The organism is Nonomuraea sp. NPDC054003, from assembly GCF_055585125.1.
This window is the reverse complement of the sequence record NZ_JBVJKR010000001.1, coordinates 320273-335993: the sequence shown is the minus strand read 5'-3', so window position 1 is coordinate 335993 and position 15721 is coordinate 320273. Positions and strand designations below refer to the sequence as shown.

The 15721-nt window shown below is 67.2% G+C and carries 16 protein-coding genes; 5 read left to right on the top strand and 11 right to left on the bottom strand.

The window, feature by feature from the left end; genetic code table 11:
* Positions 1-32: 32 nt before the first annotated feature.
* Positions 33-779: a hypothetical protein gene (locus ACZ6YG_RS01325; protein WP_466016882.1), complete on the top strand. Its 747-nt coding sequence runs from the start codon at positions 33-35 to the stop codon at positions 777-779.
* A 579-nt stretch (positions 780-1358) separates the two neighbouring features.
* Here the strand turns inward: ACZ6YG_RS01325 and ACZ6YG_RS01320 are convergent.
* Entirely contained in the window at positions 1359-1610 is a 252-nt protein-coding gene (locus ACZ6YG_RS01320) for a GntR family transcriptional regulator (protein ID WP_466016881.1), read from the bottom strand.
* A gap of 96 nt (positions 1611-1706) precedes the next feature.
* Here ACZ6YG_RS01320 and ACZ6YG_RS01315 point away from each other — a divergent pair, with 96 nt between their 5' ends.
* Together ACZ6YG_RS01315 and ACZ6YG_RS01310 are read left to right on the top strand one after the other, a co-directional pair.
* On the top strand, positions 1707-1898 hold the full coding sequence (locus tag ACZ6YG_RS01315; protein ID WP_466016880.1) for a hypothetical protein: 192 nt from the start codon (positions 1707-1709) through the stop codon (positions 1896-1898).
* A 777-nt stretch (positions 1899-2675) separates the two neighbouring features.
* Positions 2676-3179: a hypothetical protein gene (locus ACZ6YG_RS01310; RefSeq protein ID WP_466016879.1), complete on the top strand. Its 504-nt coding sequence runs from the start codon at positions 2676-2678 to the stop codon at positions 3177-3179.
* Here ACZ6YG_RS01310 and ACZ6YG_RS01305 read toward each other — a convergent pair.
* The 3 genes from ACZ6YG_RS01305 to ACZ6YG_RS01295 form a co-directional block, all read right to left on the bottom strand.
* On the bottom strand, positions 3154-3450 hold the full coding sequence (locus ACZ6YG_RS01305) for a hypothetical protein (protein ID WP_466016878.1): 297 nt from the start codon (positions 3448-3450) through the stop codon (positions 3154-3156). The two genes, ACZ6YG_RS01310 and ACZ6YG_RS01305, sit on opposite strands and share 26 nt — an antisense overlap.
* A 194-nt stretch (positions 3451-3644) precedes the next feature.
* Positions 3645-4469 carry a hypothetical protein gene (locus tag ACZ6YG_RS01300; RefSeq protein WP_466016877.1) on the bottom strand — a complete coding sequence of 275 codons (825 nt, stop codon included), beginning with the start codon at positions 4467-4469 and terminating at the stop codon, positions 3645-3647.
* A gap of 73 nt (positions 4470-4542) precedes the next feature.
* Positions 4543-4923: an HNH endonuclease gene (locus tag ACZ6YG_RS01295; protein WP_466016876.1), complete on the bottom strand. Its 381-nt coding sequence runs from the start codon at positions 4921-4923 to the stop codon at positions 4543-4545.
* Positions 4924-5275: 352 nt separating this feature from the next.
* On the opposite strand from ACZ6YG_RS01295, the gene ACZ6YG_RS01290 reads away from it, so the two are divergent.
* The gene (locus ACZ6YG_RS01290; RefSeq protein WP_466016875.1) at positions 5276-5593 is read left to right on the top strand and encodes a hypothetical protein; all 318 of its coding nucleotides are present in this window, start codon (positions 5276-5278) and stop codon (positions 5591-5593) included.
* Between the two features lie 23 nt (positions 5594-5616).
* Here the strand turns inward: ACZ6YG_RS01290 and ACZ6YG_RS01285 are convergent, their stop codons facing one another.
* The 4 genes from ACZ6YG_RS01285 to ACZ6YG_RS01270 form a co-directional block, all read right to left on the bottom strand.
* Entirely contained in the window at positions 5617-5910 is a 294-nt protein-coding gene (locus ACZ6YG_RS01285; protein WP_466016874.1) for a hypothetical protein, read from the bottom strand.
* Positions 5911-6674: 764 nt separating this feature from the next.
* Positions 6675-7985 carry an AAA family ATPase gene (locus tag ACZ6YG_RS01280; protein ID WP_466016873.1) on the bottom strand — a complete coding sequence of 437 codons (1311 nt, stop codon included), beginning with the start codon at positions 7983-7985 and terminating at the stop codon, positions 6675-6677.
* Between the two features lie 376 nt (positions 7986-8361).
* Positions 8362-8685: a hypothetical protein gene (locus tag ACZ6YG_RS01275; protein ID WP_466016872.1), complete on the bottom strand. Its 324-nt coding sequence runs from the start codon at positions 8683-8685 to the stop codon at positions 8362-8364.
* Positions 8686-9242: 557 nt separating this feature from the next.
* A complete protein-coding gene (locus tag ACZ6YG_RS01270; protein WP_466016871.1) occupies positions 9243-10709 on the bottom strand; it encodes a recombinase family protein in 1467 nt (488 codons plus the stop codon).
* Positions 10710-10775: 66 nt separating this feature from the next.
* Here ACZ6YG_RS01270 and ACZ6YG_RS01265 point away from each other — a divergent pair, with 66 nt between their 5' ends.
* Positions 10776-12968 (top strand): CHAT domain-containing protein, encoded by a 2193-nt coding sequence (locus tag ACZ6YG_RS01265; protein ID WP_466016870.1) that lies wholly within the window; start codon positions 10776-10778, stop codon positions 12966-12968.
* A 49-nt stretch (positions 12969-13017) separates the two neighbouring features.
* On the opposite strand, the gene ACZ6YG_RS01260 is transcribed toward ACZ6YG_RS01265, so the two are convergent.
* From ACZ6YG_RS01260 to ACZ6YG_RS01250, 3 genes are all read right to left on the bottom strand, one after another.
* Positions 13018-13833, bottom strand: a complete 816-nt coding sequence (locus tag ACZ6YG_RS01260) for a sulfurtransferase (RefSeq protein WP_466016869.1) — start codon at positions 13831-13833, stop codon at positions 13018-13020.
* Entirely contained in the window at positions 13830-14951 is a 1122-nt protein-coding gene (locus ACZ6YG_RS01255; protein WP_397197711.1) for an alkaline phosphatase family protein, read from the bottom strand. Before ACZ6YG_RS01255 ends, ACZ6YG_RS01260 begins: the two co-directional genes overlap by 4 nt.
* 155 nt (positions 14952-15106) lie before the next feature.
* Positions 15107-15697, bottom strand: coding sequence for a DUF5998 family protein (locus ACZ6YG_RS01250; RefSeq protein ID WP_219551811.1), 591 nt, complete (start codon positions 15695-15697; stop codon positions 15107-15109).
* Positions 15698-15721 lie beyond the last annotated feature (24 nt).

Here is a 15721-nt window from a genome sequence, read left to right as displayed (position 1 = left end):
CGGTCCCGGCCGCTTCTCCCCCGAGGCGGCGCATGGCGAAACCGGAGATCATCCGTACGCTCGATCGTTCCTCCGGCGGCGGCCTGCTCGTGCGCGCGGCCGAGATGGCCGTGCTGCGCTCGGTGATCGATCCGGGCCAGGCGCTGCGCGCGGGGCACAAGGTGCTGGAGGCGGCCGAGAAGGCCGGCGACGGCGAGGCCGCGTCCGTGGCGCTGCGCGCGATGGCGCTGGCCTCGCGCGAGCTGGGCGATCTGCAGGCCGCCGAGCAGCGGCTGCGGCAGGCCGTCCAGACGCGGGGCGCGCCCGCCGAGCGGATGGCGCAGGCGAGGCTGTCCCTCGTCACCGTGCGGACCGAGCGGGGTCACCCGCTGCAGGCTCTCAGGCTGGCCGCGCTGGCGTGGGCCTACCTGTCGCCGCTCGACCGGGCCAAGCTCGACACGCAGCGCGCCGTGGCCCTCGCCCACCTGGGGCGCTACCAGGAGGCGGTCGCCTCCTGTGACCGGGCGCTGCGGGCGCTCGTGGCGGCTCCCGGCACCATCGACGACCGCCGGTTCCTGGCGGGCGGGCTGCTCAACCGGGGGCTGGTGCACGCCTACCGCGGCGACTGGGACCAGGCGATGCGCGACATCAGCGCCTGCCTGCAGATCGCCGGGCACGCCCGGCTGTCCCACCTCGCGCGGCTGGCCGCCGCAAACCTGCCGTTCCTGGCCGTACGACGGGGCGACATCGGCGGGGCGTTCACCCACTACCGCGAGGCCGAGGACACCCTGTTCGGGTAGCCCGGTATCGGATTGTGACAGTTCTTTTGAGCTTGATCACGGTCCTGACGATCCGGGGACAGTCTCGACGGACCCGTGACGATCCCGGCACGAACACGGGACGGCCAGAATGCCCGCTGACGGCCGTTGATCTTTAGTCCGGATAGGCAATACCGGGGACGGGGGTACATGCGCTCAGCACGGCGCACAGACGCGTGCAGCCGTCCTAGGCCGGATAGGGACGGCCATGGACGGGATAGCCGTCCATGGCCGTTGTGGATCATGCTTCTAGCTCGTCATTCGCCGGTTTCGGAACTCACCAGACCAAGCGGAACGAGCTTGACGATCGCGTCCTTGCGCACCCTTCTGGATGAACGCTTCGGTGATCGCGTAGGGAGCGCCGTCGAGACGGAAGCGAACACTTCCGTCGTCGTATGCCAGGACTCGCACCTTCCGGCCGTCGGGGAGAACGAGACCTTCACTGAAGATCCGTTCGGGCGAACCGGGATTCCTAGCCATACAGACCCCTCCTCGGCCATACAGGCTTGAACGGAACCCTGACGCTACGCGCCGCAAGGATCACTCACTAGTACAAGTCGCCTACCCCTCCGCTGAGGGATCGTCGGCCGGTTCGGGACCGACGAAGCTCCCGAGTCCCGGCACGGTGTAGATCATGCCTTCTTCGCGAAGCTTCGCGATCACCTTCCGTGCCGTCCCACGTGCAATGCCGAACTCTTGGATCATGGACTGTTCGGAGTCGATCGGGTCACCGGGCTTGCGGCTCGCGATGCGCTTGCGCATGACATCGGCGACTTGAACCCACACGGGACGGTCGGGACGGAACTCGGTCACAGCACGACCGTAGGCAGGCACGCTCGCGCCGTTCCATCCGTCTCCGTTCATGAACGGGCATGTACGGGCATGTACGTGTGCCGTAAAGTCAAGCTCATGGACACGGCAGAGACCCCCACAGCGGCGATCCCAGAGATCCCCGACTTCGACGTGTGGCGAGACGGCGAGATCTTGCGGGGGAAGCACCGTCCCAGCGGCCGGACGATCGAAGCCCGGCAAGCACGCGAACTTGAACTACTGGCGAGCGCCGTCCGCATCGGTGCCGACATCGCGCGAGTGATCCCGTGATCCCCGACAGTCCCGTCACGATCACGGTCCACGTGTGCGGGTCGTGCGGCGCGATGTTCTCTTGCCCGTTCCCTTGTCCGCGCTGTGGCGGTTCCCATGAATCATGAACTCAGCGCACGGGAAGACCGCGTGCTTACCGTGCTCGAACAGACGTACCCCGGTTACCGGATCGTCCGGACGTCTACCGGTTGGCTCGCGACTCGGTACGCGACGCCGACGGCGGAACAAAGAGCGCTCGGAATCATCCCGAGCATGTTCCGGCCGGACGCGGTCTCGCTCGCGTCGGCGCTGTCGGCACAGCACCGGATCTTGGCTCAGCGTCGGCAGGGATAGCCGACGGCCGGACGGCCAGACCGAGCCCCGTACGCCACAGCGGCGGACGGGGCTTCGTCATGCCCCGGCTCGGGACGGCGGCCGGTCGGTACTGAGCCGGTCTGTGTCGGCCGACGGCGTGCGCTGATGGGGACGGGACCGGACGCGTGCTGACGTCCCTCTGTCGCTGTCCTACGCGCCTGCACGCGTACGGATCAGGGGGCTTTCGCCTGTCGCTGTGCCGACGTGTCGCTGTGAGCTGTTCTCGCAGGTCAGGCACCGGATCAGCCCTGATCGCGGCATGTCGCTGTTGGAGTTTTCCCAGCTCAAAGGGGTTGTCGCTGTTGAGCCGGTATCAGCGTGCCAATCAGTCAAGAAATGCACCGGCCGGAATGAGGCTCGCGAGCGCATTCGTTGATCGGTCCGGCGTACTCTCTCGGTATGCCTATTAAAGATTTTCAATTCATGGAATCGCCCACAGCGGCGGACTTCAATCGCTACTTCATGCAACAGATCTTCGTTCGCAAGACCGCCGACGAGTCCGTGACGAACTCGAACGTCATGCAAGACGATAACCATCTCTTCATAGACGTCGTCGCCAATACCGACTACTGGGTGACGTCGTACATCATCTATGAAGGCGCATCGAACGCTGACGGCGGCGAGCTATGGATGAGCTGGCAAGCTCCGTCCGGAAGTACCTTCGATTGGGTCAGTGACTCATTCGGAACGAACGCCGCTTCCTCCGTCGAAGTCGTGTCGAGAACTCACCAGACCCTAGCGAGCACCCCAGCGGCCGGAACCATCGGGCTCGGAACCAACCTAACGGCGATGTGCAAGGGCATTCTTCGCATCGGCCCAAACCCGGGAGTCTTCCGGTTCCGCTGGGCTCAGTTCACGCCATTCGCGGGCGTATCGACACGCGTCAAGGCGAATTCGTGCATCATCCTTCGGCGGCTGACCACGTGATCAGCGAGACGGCGTGGTCCCACTCCGCTTCGATGTCTTCGACCGTGATTCCCGGAACGTCGATCGCTCGAACGTCGCACACTTCGTGAACGTCTTCGTCCTCTACCAAACGAACTCGGTACACGAGCGACGTCAGATCTAGCATGTCCCGGAACTCCGGAACGATCTCGTACCTACGGCATTCGCGAAGATGAACCGGAAGAGACTTCGCGGCTTCTATCGCGCGGTACATGACATAGATCATCTGTTGCTCGTCGAGACGGACGTTCACCGGGAATCTCCTTCGTTTACGCAGATCCCCCGCCGCCAGGGAGAAAGCGGCGGAGGATCGCGAGGGATTCGGCGCAGGAACGGACTCGGAAGCCCCCTAGCTCCGTCATGACCCGTCCTTGCCGGGCGCAGCTCTCACTTTTCCGGTTTAACGCCGAATCCCTTGCCGGAATGCTTCTGTGAGAGCGGCGGGCATTACTGCCAGATGAGCAGAAGAACCGACGCGAGCGCGTCGAATCCCGTGGACATTGATTCGGTCTGCGGTGGAAGGTCACCGTTTATCTTCGTGTCGGAACCGACGGCCGGAATCAGGGGAACGAGATCACCGGACTTCAGCAGCTTCACGCCGTCGCTGAGGTTCCGCCCCTTCGCTGTCGGCCGTGCGGCGACGTACTGTCCGGCCGGTGTGAGGTTCGACCGGTGCCCGACGAGCCACACGGCGTAGAGCGGTCCGTCGGCGTGCTGTGGCCGGAGAGCCTCAGCGGCGCGAACGAGCCCTTGCCGACCCGTGAACGTCAGCGTCCGGCCCATGCTGGGGACGCGCTCCGTCGTCCGGGTGAACAGCCCGTACCGGCCCATCTCGCGAAGGACTCGCTCGGTCGCGAACGTCCGGCCGTCGAAGTCGGTACGCGGCCGGTCGATCGCGGCCATGCTTGACAGCCATTCATTCCACGCGCTGAGGCTGTCGGCACGGACGGCGATCACGGTTTGTCCGGAGTGGTGCCCGACGGGGATCGCGACTCCGGCGTCACGGTGCGTCCGCCACGTGTCGAGCACGTCGCCGGGAGTCGTGCAGGGCTCGCCGACCGGCCGCTCTGCCGAGTCGATCGCCTGAACGGTGAGGCTTCGAGCGTGGACGAGCGCGTGAGCGGACTTCGCTCGATCGCCGAACCGCTCGATCTCTTCCATGAGTGCCACGTGAGACACGGCGGCTTCGTCGATTCCGTCACGCGGCATGGTCGCGCGGCTGATCGCGTCGAGAGCGGCGGCTCCGGTGTTGGGGGCGAATGGCATGGTCATTGTCGGTTCTCCTTCTTTCCTGTTTCGAGAGTAAGTGATTTGGACGGGGCTTTTCTATTTCGGCCGGTATTCGTCAGCCGAACATGGCGTCGTACAGTTGAGCGCCGATTTCCGAGTGAATAAGTCCGCACCGTTCGCCGTGGTACTGGCACTTCTGTTGTTCTCGTAGTTGCCTCTTAGCGAGCGCTGACGTTCCGGCGTCGATCAGGGACTTCTGACCGTTGCACATCCGGCACGAAACGGCGAGGTTCGAGTACTCGGTCTTCCCGCCGCTCACCTTCGGAATGACGTGCTCACAGTTGTAATGAGTCGGGTCGTTCGGGTCGTTGTCGGTCACGAGCGTTCCGCACAGATAGCAGCGTGCCTTTCCGATTCCCCCGGCTCGACGAAGGACTTCGAGCCGTATCGCGCGCCATTCGCGCGTGCTCCCTTGTGTGGCGCTCGGTCTCTTCACGGTTAGTCTCTCTTTCTCTTGATCCTTGACGGCTGTTCACGGTCTGTGACGAAGATCATCGACTCTCACGGGGGATACACAACTTTTGGCCAGTGGCGGGGCGGGATCGATCACCCTCCCTAAAAAACGCCCCTCTGACCAGGGCATATATTTGCCGGCCGACCCTTGATCAACTGCCGACGAGCCCCCGTTCCATCCCGCCGACTGAGTCTCTGTCACTTTCGGTGAGTGCCGACGAAGGTCTCTCGATATGACTACGTGCATATGCCGGACCCGGACCCGATCAGCGCTCGGCTCGACTCCACGGCGGCGAACGAATGCCGGGCTCGACTCGGTCTGTCGGTCCGGCCGAATGCTGTACGCGTACCGGCTCACGCTGTTCACGTACGAGCCTGAGCTGTACGCGTACGGCGCTGTACGCGTACGGCTGTACTCGGTACGTCCGCCGTACGTGTACGCGCCATTCCGGTACGCGTACACGCTCGCGCTGTACGTTCCGCTGTACGTGTACAGAGCGCCGTACGTGTACACCGTGCCGTACATGTACGCGCCATTCCTGTACACGTACGTGTTCATGTACGCCGGGCTGTACTCGGTACGTTCGCTGTACACCGGCACCGTGTACCGAACCGGCGTACACGCATTCTGTACGTCGGCCGGTACACGGTGAACGGTGCTGTTCATGTACGCGTCTCACTTGCTCACGAGAGCGACGATCAGGAGTACAGCGGTTCCGAGCATGAACGCTGAACGCCAGAACGAGTAAGTCATGAACAGGAAGCACAGCGCCGCGTATCTAGGCCACCGAATGACGTATGACCAATAGCGATCGATCGTGTCCCGTATTCCGTCCGTCGGTCCGTACTCGGGAACGGCTTCGAGATACGACGGAATGCTTTTGTATCCGTCGGCGTATTCGTAGGGGTTGTTCGGAACGTATCCGCCACCGATCGGCGTGAGATCCCCCGTCGGTACGAGATCGCTCATGATCGCGTCCCTCCGTCCGTGAGCGCGAGCCGGTTCATGTCGGCCGGACAGTCCGCGACGTGAGCGACGCTGACCCATCCGTCTTCGACCACCACAGCGGCCGGACACACGGGACAGGCGTACTCCGTGCTTGAATCGGTGGTGCGGGACTCGGGCGGTAGGCACGCCCGAGTCCCGTCGTTAATGGTCATGATCAGTTCCCTTCTGTGAACGCCTGATAGAACCGGCACGAATCGTCGTGATGAACGGTGATCTTGTGCGCGTTCGGTCCTGCCCCGTCCACTTCGAGCACTTGATACGCGTCGCACTCGTCGCATCCCCCGGCGATCCTCAGTCCGTGAAGAGGCTGAAGTGATTCCGCGAATTCCCGTTGACGGGGAGTCCGGTTGATTTGAGCGCGACGACGACGATTCCTCTCGCCTTTACTCATGATCAGTTCTCCTTTGCTGTGTTGATCGGTCTTCTCGTGGATTCAACGGGGCTGTACGGCTCCCTCAGCGGGTGGGCGGCCGGTGCCGGACCCTTGCGCCGGGGCGGGCTCCGTGAGCCGTCCTGAACTCCCTCAGCGGCAGGGAGAGGGGTTCCATACGCCCCTTTCCCGGGGCTATCCATACGAGTTCGTTGACCTGCACTTTCGCCGTCCATCATCCATACCTCCCTATAGGGTCGGTATGGATGTATGGATAGGTTCCATACATTCATACGGAATCCATACGGGCGATCTTCGTATGGATGTATGGATACTTCGTCCACCGCTGTGGGGATCACTCCGTCTCCCCTTCCGCCGCTGTGGCTTCGTCGCTCTCGGGAGCCGGTCCGGGGTAATAGAACTTCGCCCGTCCGTCCCTCACGAAGTGAACGAGCCCTTCCTTAACGAGTGCCCGAAGAAGTGAAGCGTCTCGGGGCTGGTACACCTTCGCGTCGGTGAGATCCTGAGTTATCGATCCGGGGTTCTCTTCGATGTAAGCGAGGATCGTTGTCTTCCGGTCTTCGGACTTCCGTTCCGCCGAGTTCATACGGCTTCGACTCTCGGGATTGAGAGGATCGGCGAGAGTCAGGTGACGCGTCTCCCGGTCGTACTTCAGCTCAGCTTCGGGAACGTCTACGTCGCGGCCGAATGCCCAGAAGTACACCGGCGTATTCGGGATACGTTCGCCGGTCTTCTGGTCTCGTTCGGTTACGAGCTTCCATTCGACGTCGGGCCATCCGCGAAGTGTCGAGTCACCACGAGAGCGCTCGCCGTTGTGTCCCATGTGGTGAGTCCATACCGCTTCGCTTGCCTCACTCTCTTTCAGTAGAGCGTCGAATGCCGTGAGCAGCTTTCCGGCTTCGACATGCTCGGAGAGTCCGAGCGAGTCGAGCACGGGTTTAATGGGATCTCCGATGATGATTTCGCCGTCTAGATCCCTGATCATCCGAGCCCATTCTGCACGGATCGTCGGCGAAAGGATGTTGAAGAGATCGCCACGTCCACGCATTGAATGGATGTGAATTGCACTGATGTTCCGGATGTTCTGAGCACGAAGCCACTCTTGAATGAGAACTTCGGGCATCTCGAAGTCGAAGAGAACGATTCGGCCGGTAACCGGCTTCACGTCGAATCGGTCTAGGAACGGATCGCCGTCGGCGAGCGAGCGAAGGAGGTTCCCGACGAACGTCGTCTTGCCTGCTTTCATCGGCGCGGCAAGGATCGCGCGACCGTCCTTCGGAAGCACTCCCTGAATCCGGTACGGAATCTCTTCGGCCGGACGGCTCAGAAGGTCGGCGAGCGAGATTCCGACGGGAAGCGGCTCGCGCGTGTTAAGCGCGTCTTCTTCGTCGAGTTCGCGCCTTACCTCTCGGCGGGCTCGCTCACGATTCCTCTCGTACGCCTTGATTTCGTCGTACGACTTCGGCGAGTACGAGCCGCCACGAGAGACGAGTTCGTTAATGTCCCGAGCCCACGTTCCGACCTTCTTCATTTGAGCTTCGAGCTTCGACACACGATCGTCGCTCGCCGAGTCTCTCGACGGCGGAATGAACGGGTCGAAGTCGTCGAGAGATGACCGGAAGCTGTGTCCGTTGGTCGCGCTCATGCCGCCGTCCCTTCCGCCGCTGAGGGATTCGGGGACTCGACATGATCGACGCGAACGAAGCCCTTCCATGCGTTCGCTCGAACGAGTGCGCCCCATTCGGGACGAAGAACGAGAGCGTTCCCGGCGTTGTCGAATGCGACAACGGGATCAGTGATTCCGTCTTTGTAGACAGCGACCCATTCCCCGTTTGAAACGGAAATAGATACACCGCCGACGGGCTCGAACCGCTTCCGGAGAGTGGGGGGAACGGTTTCGAGACTTTGCCTTGCAGTCAAGGCTGACATGTGCTTATCCTGTCTATGCGCTGAGTGAGCCGGGAGCCGCCTTATGGGAGTGGGGCGGCTTTTGGCATTTCTGAGAACGTTTCGTTGGTCGCTTACTCGGGACGCGTCGCGGCGTGAACGCCGGGCTTTTCCTTGACTCCCTCAGTGGCGGAGGGAACGGAGTCGAGAAGGTCATACGTCGGAGTCTCGACACTCGCACCACGGAGGAGCGCGCTCAAACGCTCGCGCTGTTCCGCCGTGAGCGGAGGGAATGTGTCGGCGAGAGCGCGAATGTGATCGGCGAGAGTCTCAGCCTTGAGTTCGCGCTTCAAATCTTCGACCGTCGCGTCATTGACGCCGTATCGAGTCGAAGCCTTCGCGAGCTTTCCGACGAGAGAACGACGGCGCTTGCTCGCGGTAACGTCCGTGATGGGCATCGGGGACTCCAGACACTTAGAGCGTGTCCGGTGCCAATCCCTGACGGGGGATTCTGATCCGGCGTTCGGCGTCTCGGACCGTACGGGCGGGAAGTCACTCCCTTTGGGTCAACCCGGCAACTCTCGGAAGGCGTTGCAGTGCCAACATACGCCCGGAGTTATGACCAGCGCAAATACGTGCCACATTGTCAAGCCCCGCTCAGCCCCGAAACCGGCCGCCTTTTGTAGGGCTCGCACAACGGCCGGACATGAACCGGAACAGTTACACGACGGCGCAGCTCAGGAATGCGTGACGGATTGGCAAGCTGGAAAGTCTGTCACGACTCCACAACGGCACCGGCCGCCCTGAACGGCTCTGTCCGGCCGTCGGAGCGCCGTCCAGCTCGAACCCCCTCAGCGCTCGCTCAGCGGCCGGTGTGGGCTCGTTCAGCTCCGTCCGGCCGGTGCCCTGTCCGCCGCTGAGGGGAGCGCCGACGGCGGCCGGTGCCGGACACGACGAAGCCCCCGGAACCGTGCTCTCCGGGGGCTTCTCGGTACGGCGTCACCGCAACGCGTGATCAGGCTACCTTCGGCCGGATCTCGACGCGCTCCGTGATGCTCGGTCGCTTCCCGCTGCCGACCGGCTTCAGCGTGACCGTCATGAGCGCGTCCACGACGGCGCGACGGTGCCCGATCCCGAGCCCGGACCACACGGCGGCGACGTCGTCAGCCGTCACGAGCGGTGCGAGCGGAGACGAGTCGGTGACGTCGGCGAGACGGCGTTCAATATCTTCGATCTTGGCTTGAAGCCGCTTCGTACCGGCGAGCATGGCGGCTCGCTCGATCAGCCCTTCGGCGTAGTCCTCAGCGAGGTTCGTCGTGCGCTGGCGAAGCGCGATCAGTTCCGAACGGAGCGCGGGAACGTCAACGTCGTTCGCCGGTGCGGCGATCAAGTCGGCGGCGTCGGGACGGGACAGAAGTTCGATCACGAGACCTTCGACGAGCTGATCAAGCTCGGCTTGTGGCGCGCTGGCGTGCTTCACGCCGGGTTCGGGGAACTTGCACCGGTAGAGCCCGCCTTCTCGGCCGACGCCTTGCGTCTGCACGCGAAGGACGTTGCCGCACGGACACCGATAGATGCCGGACCCGAGCCACCGGGCGGCCGGTCCGGGAGTCGTCCGGCGTGACGGATCACGAAGCTTCGCGGTGATCGCCCACAGTGTCTCTTCGGGAATGATCGGTTCCCACGGTGCGCGACCGATCACGTCGGCGGACGTGTAGAGCTTGGGACCGTCGCCGGGCTTATGCACCATGAGCCCGGCGTTCCGGGGACGAAGGAGAACGTCACGGACCGTTCTCGGAAGCCACTGAAGCCCGGCTGTGGTCTTCAGGTCACGCTCGCGAAGGTCTAGGGCGATCTGTCGGAGTGAGATCCCGGCGAGCACGGCGTCAGCCATCCTGACGAGTTCAGCGGCTTCGTCCGGCCGGATCGTGACGCCGTCGGACTCGAAGCCGAACGGCCGACGGCCGCCGCCGAACCGGCCTTCTTCGGCTTGCCGCAGACGGGCTCGGCTCACGCGTCGAGCCGTGTCCTTGCTCGACTTGTTCGCCACAGCGCACATGATCCGAGCCATGGTGATACCGGCGTCGGACGTGAGCTGACATGAGCCGGTGAGCGACTCGCACGTGACGGCGAAGTTCGACGCTTCGACGAGATCGATCAGGTCTTCAAGGTCCCGGGGCTGACGTGCGAGCCTGTCGAGATCGAGCACGACCAACACGTCAACGTGACGGGCTTCGAGGAGTTCGAGCGCGCGACGGAACTTCGGCCGGACGGTCCGGAGTTCGGTCCGCCCGTTCGGGAGTCGGATCTTCCGGCGCTTGAAAGCCGAAGTGTCGTTCTCGATCAGTACGTGAGCTTCGTCGAGAGTCCAGCCCCGGCGAGCGACGTACTTCCGCATGTCCTTGACCTGATCGTCAACACCGGCCGTCTCGCCGTCTTCGGCGTCACTGATCCGAGCGAGGATCACCGCACGCTTGCTCATGTCCCGTCTCCCTCTGACCCGCCTTGCCTACAGGTCAAAGGTACGTCGGAGAACTGTCTTATTCCGGTGTTGGGCTATCCCGAGCGGCTGGCGACGATGCGGGCGGACTTCGCGGGCGCGCTGCTGGCCGCCCACCTGCCCGGGGAGGCGCGGGCGCTGCTCAGCCTGGCCGTGCCCGATCTGGAGGAGTCCGGGGCGCAGGTGGCGCTGGCCGAGGCGCGGCTCAAGCTCGCCCAGGTCGAGCTGCTGACGGGCGACGCTCGCGAGGCCATGACGGTGGCCGAGCGGGCCATGCGCGAGCTGTCGGAGCAGGACCGGCAGGCCTGGCTGCCGCTGGCCAGGGAGGTGGTGCTGCGCTCCCGCCTGGTCCTGGAGCCGCCGACGCCCGGGCTGCTGGCGGAGCTGGCCGGGTGCGCGGACGACCTCGAACGCGACGCCGCCCACCTGGCCGAGGGCGCCTCGCTGCGGCTGACGGCGGCGGAGACCGCGCTCGCGCTCGGCGACCGCGCCGCGGCCTCGGCTCAGCTGTCACGGCTGACGGAGCAGCCCGGTCGCGAGCGGTGGCTCCCGCCGGGCGGCCGCCGCACCCCGCTGGCCTCGCCTGCGCAGGCGGGTTACGCCGCCGCGGGGCAGGTGCCGCCCCTGGTGCGCCAGCACGCCCTGGCCTTGGAGGCGGCGCTGCGGGAGGACGTCCCGGCCGCGTTCCGTGCCGTGGAGGAAGGGCTGGCCGGGATGGGCGGCCAGATCGACAGCCTGGACGACCCGTCGCTGCGGGCGCACGCGGCCCGGGCCGGCGGGCGGCTGGCGGCCTTCGGGCTGCGGCTGGCGGTGCGTGACGGGTGCGCCGAGGAGGTGTTCGAGTGGGCGGAGCGCTGGCGGGCCGTCACGGCGCCGGCCCACGCCCGCTCGCCGCACGGCGCGGGCCTGCCCGAGGTGCGGGCGGCGCTGGGGCGGGCCGCGCTGGTGGAATACGTCACGGACGACAGCTCTCTGTTCGCCGTGGTGGTGACGGGGCAGCGGCTGGCGCTGCGGCCTCTGGGCGCGCTGCGGCCGGTCAAGGAGGCGCTGATCCGGTTGCGCTACTCGCTGCGCCGGTCGGCCCTGCACGACGGGGCGGCGGGGGCCGAGCCGGTCGCGGCTGCCGGGTCGGAGCTGGAGCTGCTCCTGCTGGCCCCGCTCGCCGCCGAGCTGGGCGAGCGTCCCCTGGTGGTGGTGCCCACGGGCATCCTGCACACCCTGCCCTGGGCAGCGCTCCCCTGCCTGCGCGAGCGCCCGGTGACGGTGGCGGCCAGCGCCCGCTCCTGGCTCGCCGCCACCCGCGACCCCGCCCTGCTCCGAACCCGTCGCCCACCCGGCCCTCGGGTCATGACCCGCCCCACCGGCCCACCGAGGACCACCTCTCCGGAAACGGCAGCGACACCACCCGCCGGCCCGGCAGGAACTCCGGCTCCGGGAACCACCCCACCCACCGCCCCTCCCGAAGCCGGGACCACACCGCCCGCCGGTGTTCCGGGGGCGGGGGACTCTGATGGCGTCGTGCTTTCGGGGGCCGCGCATCCGGTCGGCTCTTCAGTCGATTCCTGGGCGGGGCTTTCTGGCGACTCCGGGTCGGGGCCGCTCAAGGTGGTTGCGGCGGCGGGGCCGGGGCTGGCGCACGCGTACGAGGAGAGGGACCGGGTGGTGGCCTGCCATCCGGGGGCGCGACCGGTGGCCGCCCGGCGCGACGCCGTGCTGGCCGCGCTGGCCTCCTGTGACGTGGTGCACCTGGCGGCGCACGGGGTGTTCCACGCCCGCAGCCCGCTGCTGTCGAGCATCACGCTCGAAGACGGCCCGCTCATGGCCTACGACCTGCTCGGCAGCTCGCGTACGGCCAGGCTGGTGGTGCTGTCGGCGTGCGACTCCGGCATGGCCAGGACGCCCACGGACGGCGCGCCGCTGGGCCTCGCGGGCGCGTTCCTGGCGCAGGGGACGGCGTGCGTGGTGGCCGGGATGGTGCCGGTGTGCGACGAGGACGCGCTGGCCGTGATGAGCCGCTTCCACGAGTTGCTCGCCGCGGGTCACACCCCGGCGTCCGCGCTCGCGTACGCCTCGGCGCGGACCGGCATCACCGCCTTCACCTGCTTCGGCGCCGGCGACCAGCCTCTCATCCACCGCGAGCCGGACGCCGGGTGCCCTGCCGACATCGGCCGGGCACCAGTCCCGGTCCACGGCGAGGACGACCGGGAACGCGACAGGCGGCCCATCGTGCCGACCGGCTGACCTGACGAGCCGGCGTCGACACCCGAGCCCCGGCCCAGCCACCAGGCGGTCAGCCCGTGGCGACCGGTCTCCACGGGTCGGTCACCCAGTGGGACCAGGAGCCGACGTAGAGGGCCGCGGGCAGCCCGGCCACCTCCATGGCCAGCACCTGGTGGGCGGCCGTCACGCCGGAGCCGCAGTAGGCGCCCGCGTCGACCCCCTCGCGGGCGCCCAGCGCGGCGAAACGCTCCCGCAGCTCGCCGGGGGCCAGGAAGGTGCCGCCGGGAGTGACGTTCTCCGTGGTCGGGGCGCTGACCGCGCCGGGGATGTGGCCGGCCACCGGGTCGATCGGCTCGACCTCGCCGCGGTAGCGTTCGGCGGCCCTGGCGTCGAGCAGCACTCCCGAGGAGGCGAGGGCCGCCGCCCGGTCGGCGTCGAGCACGGGCATCCCGCCCGGCCTGGCCGTGAAGTCGCCGGGCGCGGGCACGGGCTCCTCCTTGACGACCGGCAGTCCGGCCGCCTCCCAGGCGGGCAACCCGCCGTCGAGGACCCGTACGTCCTGATGTCCGAAGTAGCGCAGCGTCCACCAGGCGCGGGCCGCCGCGGTCGAGGCGGTGTCGTCGTACACCACGACCGGCCGCGCGCCGGAGACGCCGAGCCGCCGCATCGCGCGCTCGAACGCGTCGACGGCGGGCAGCGGGTGGCGCCCGCCCTCGCCCGGCGGGCCGGCCAGAGCTCTGTCGAGGTCGCAGAAGACGGCGCCCGGCAGGTGGCCCTCGCGGTAGAGGTCCATGCCGGACGGGCCGCCGAGCCGCCAGCGAACGTCGAGCAGGGTGACGTCGCCGAGCGCGGCGAGGGCGGACGGAGTGATCAGCGGACCGGTCACCGGGTGCTCACCTCCAGGAGCGGGATGTTCTGCTCGGCCGTGGTCATCGAGCCGTGGTAGCCGGTGAAGAGGGCCTCGATGCGGTGTGTGGACGGGGCGGTGATGGCCAGGTCGGTGTAGGGGACGGCGACCACGTCGCCGATGCGGCCCAGCCATTCGGTCAGGACGCGCGGCCCGAACCAGCCGGACTCGACGGCCTCCTCACGCGACACCACCCAGGCCCGGCCGCGCAGCGCCTCGCGCCAGGCGTCGAGCACCTCGGCCGCGGCGCCCTCCAGCGCGTACACGTGTCGCGCCCTGGCCTCGCCGCCGAGCATCGCCACCCCGTGGGCCAGCTCGGGGGTGGCCTCGGCGTCGAGCTTCTCCGAGGCGTTGACCATGCCGTGGTCGGCCGTCACGTAGAGGGCGGAGCCGGGAGGCAGGCCCGCGGCGATGCGCTCGGCCATGGCGTCGACGATGGCCAGCTGCGCCAGCCACTCCTCGGTGCCCCAGCCGGTCATGTGGCCGACCGCGTCGAGGTCGCCGTAGTAGACGGTGACGTGCGCGCGCGGCTGCCGCAGCTCGGCCAGCACCCGGGCGACCCGGTCGTCGACGGTCTCGGCCGCGGCGTAGCGGACGCCGCGGAAGACGGCGCCGGTCAGCCCGGAGCCTTCGAACTCGGCGGGCGCCACGTAGACGACGTCGAGGCCGGCGGCCGCGGCACGCTGGTAGACGGTCTCGGCGGGCTGCCAGTCGAGAGGGTCCATGGGCATCCCGGACCAGCGCAGGCAGTTGAACAGGCGGCCGGTGCCGGGGACGGCCAGGGTCAGGCCGAGCATCCCGTGCTCGCCGGGCGAGACGCCGGTGCCGAGCGAGCACAGGCTGGTCACGGTGGTGGCGGGGAATCCGGCGGTGAGCGTACGTGACCTGTCGAGCAGGCTCGCCAGGAACGGCGCCGAGGCGGCGTGCGCGGCCAGCAGCTCGGCGCCGAGGCCGTCGACCAGGAACAGGCAGGTGCGCTCGGCGGGCGGGAGGCCCAGGGGATTGGGCCCGTCGAGGCCCAGCGACGCCAGCAGCGACCGGGACAGATCGGGCAGTGACCCGGCTCCGTACGCCGGCACGAGGGGGCCGATGGTCATGCTCCGATCCTATCCGTCCCGCTCGCCGGCGGCCCAGGTGAAGATCCCGCAAGGCTTCGGAGCCGGGCCTCGCGGTGGCTGTGCCTCCGTGTACGACATCGGCCGCCGTTGCGGCCGGTACGGCGTCGACGGCGTCTCGGGGTGGCGGAGCGCGGTCAGGCGGCGGCGCGGGCGGTGGCTTCGGAGAGGGCCTTGGCGAAGGCCAGGACGTGGGTGACCGCCTCTGGGCCGTCGGCCGCCTCGCTGACCCGGAGGGAGAGGTCGTCGGCGGTGATGGCGCCGGTGTAGCCGTGGTCGGCCTCGCAGTTCTCGTCGCCGCAGGTGGCGGGCTCGAGGTCGACGTGGGAGATGGCGCCCCACCCGATCGTGAGCGTCACCTCCGTCGGGGGGACGCCGGGGACGTACGAGGCCGGCTCGGGGACCACCCGGGTGACCGCCACCGACTGGATGCGGCCGAGCTGGACGGCCTCGGTGGTCGTGGAGGCGTGCGCGGTCGAGACGCCCTCCACGGCGGGGTGCTCGTCGGTGTGGCACACCAGGAGCCTCGTGCCCGTCAGCACCAGGACGGTGACGTGCCTGCGCACCTCCATCGCGGGATCGAAGGTGGCCTCGTGGTGCACCACGAAGGCCGTGACGGCCTCCTTGCCCAGCGCGGATTCGACCGCATCGGTGACGAGGTCGGGATAGTAGCCGCTGCGCTCGATCGCTTCACGCAGGCCCGCGGCTGAGACTCGGGTTTCCCTCATGGATCCAGTTTGCCAGGGTCGCAC

Excerpts from the sequence above, each read along its gene's own strand:
- ACZ6YG_RS01325 (WP_466016882.1), top strand. The coding sequence starts at position 33 with ATGGCGAAACCGGAGATCATCCGTACGCTCGATCGTTCCTCCGGCGGC.
- ACZ6YG_RS01315 (WP_466016880.1), top strand. The coding sequence starts at position 1,707 with ATGGACACGGCAGAGACCCCCACAGCGGCGATCCCAGAGATCCCCGAC.
- ACZ6YG_RS01310 (WP_466016879.1), top strand. The coding sequence starts at position 2,676 with ATGGAATCGCCCACAGCGGCGGACTTCAATCGCTACTTCATGCAACAG.
- ACZ6YG_RS01300 (WP_466016877.1), bottom strand. The coding sequence starts at position 4,469 with ATGACCATGCCATTCGCCCCCAACACCGGAGCCGCCGCTCTCGACGCG.
- ACZ6YG_RS01290 (WP_466016875.1), top strand. The coding sequence starts at position 5,276 with ATGCTGTACGCGTACCGGCTCACGCTGTTCACGTACGAGCCTGAGCTG.
- ACZ6YG_RS01285 (WP_466016874.1), bottom strand. The coding sequence starts at position 5,910 with ATGAGCGATCTCGTACCGACGGGGGATCTCACGCCGATCGGTGGCGGA.
- ACZ6YG_RS01280 (WP_466016873.1), bottom strand. The coding sequence starts at position 7,985 with ATGAGCGCGACCAACGGACACAGCTTCCGGTCATCTCTCGACGACTTC.
- ACZ6YG_RS01275 (WP_466016872.1), bottom strand. The coding sequence starts at position 8,685 with ATGCCCATCACGGACGTTACCGCGAGCAAGCGCCGTCGTTCTCTCGTC.
- ACZ6YG_RS01270 (WP_466016871.1), bottom strand. The coding sequence starts at position 10,709 with ATGAGCAAGCGTGCGGTGATCCTCGCTCGGATCAGTGACGCCGAAGAC.
- ACZ6YG_RS01255 (WP_397197711.1), bottom strand. The coding sequence starts at position 14,951 with ATGACCATCGGCCCCCTCGTGCCGGCGTACGGAGCCGGGTCACTGCCC.
- ACZ6YG_RS01250 (WP_219551811.1), bottom strand. The coding sequence starts at position 15,697 with ATGAGGGAAACCCGAGTCTCAGCCGCGGGCCTGCGTGAAGCGATCGAG.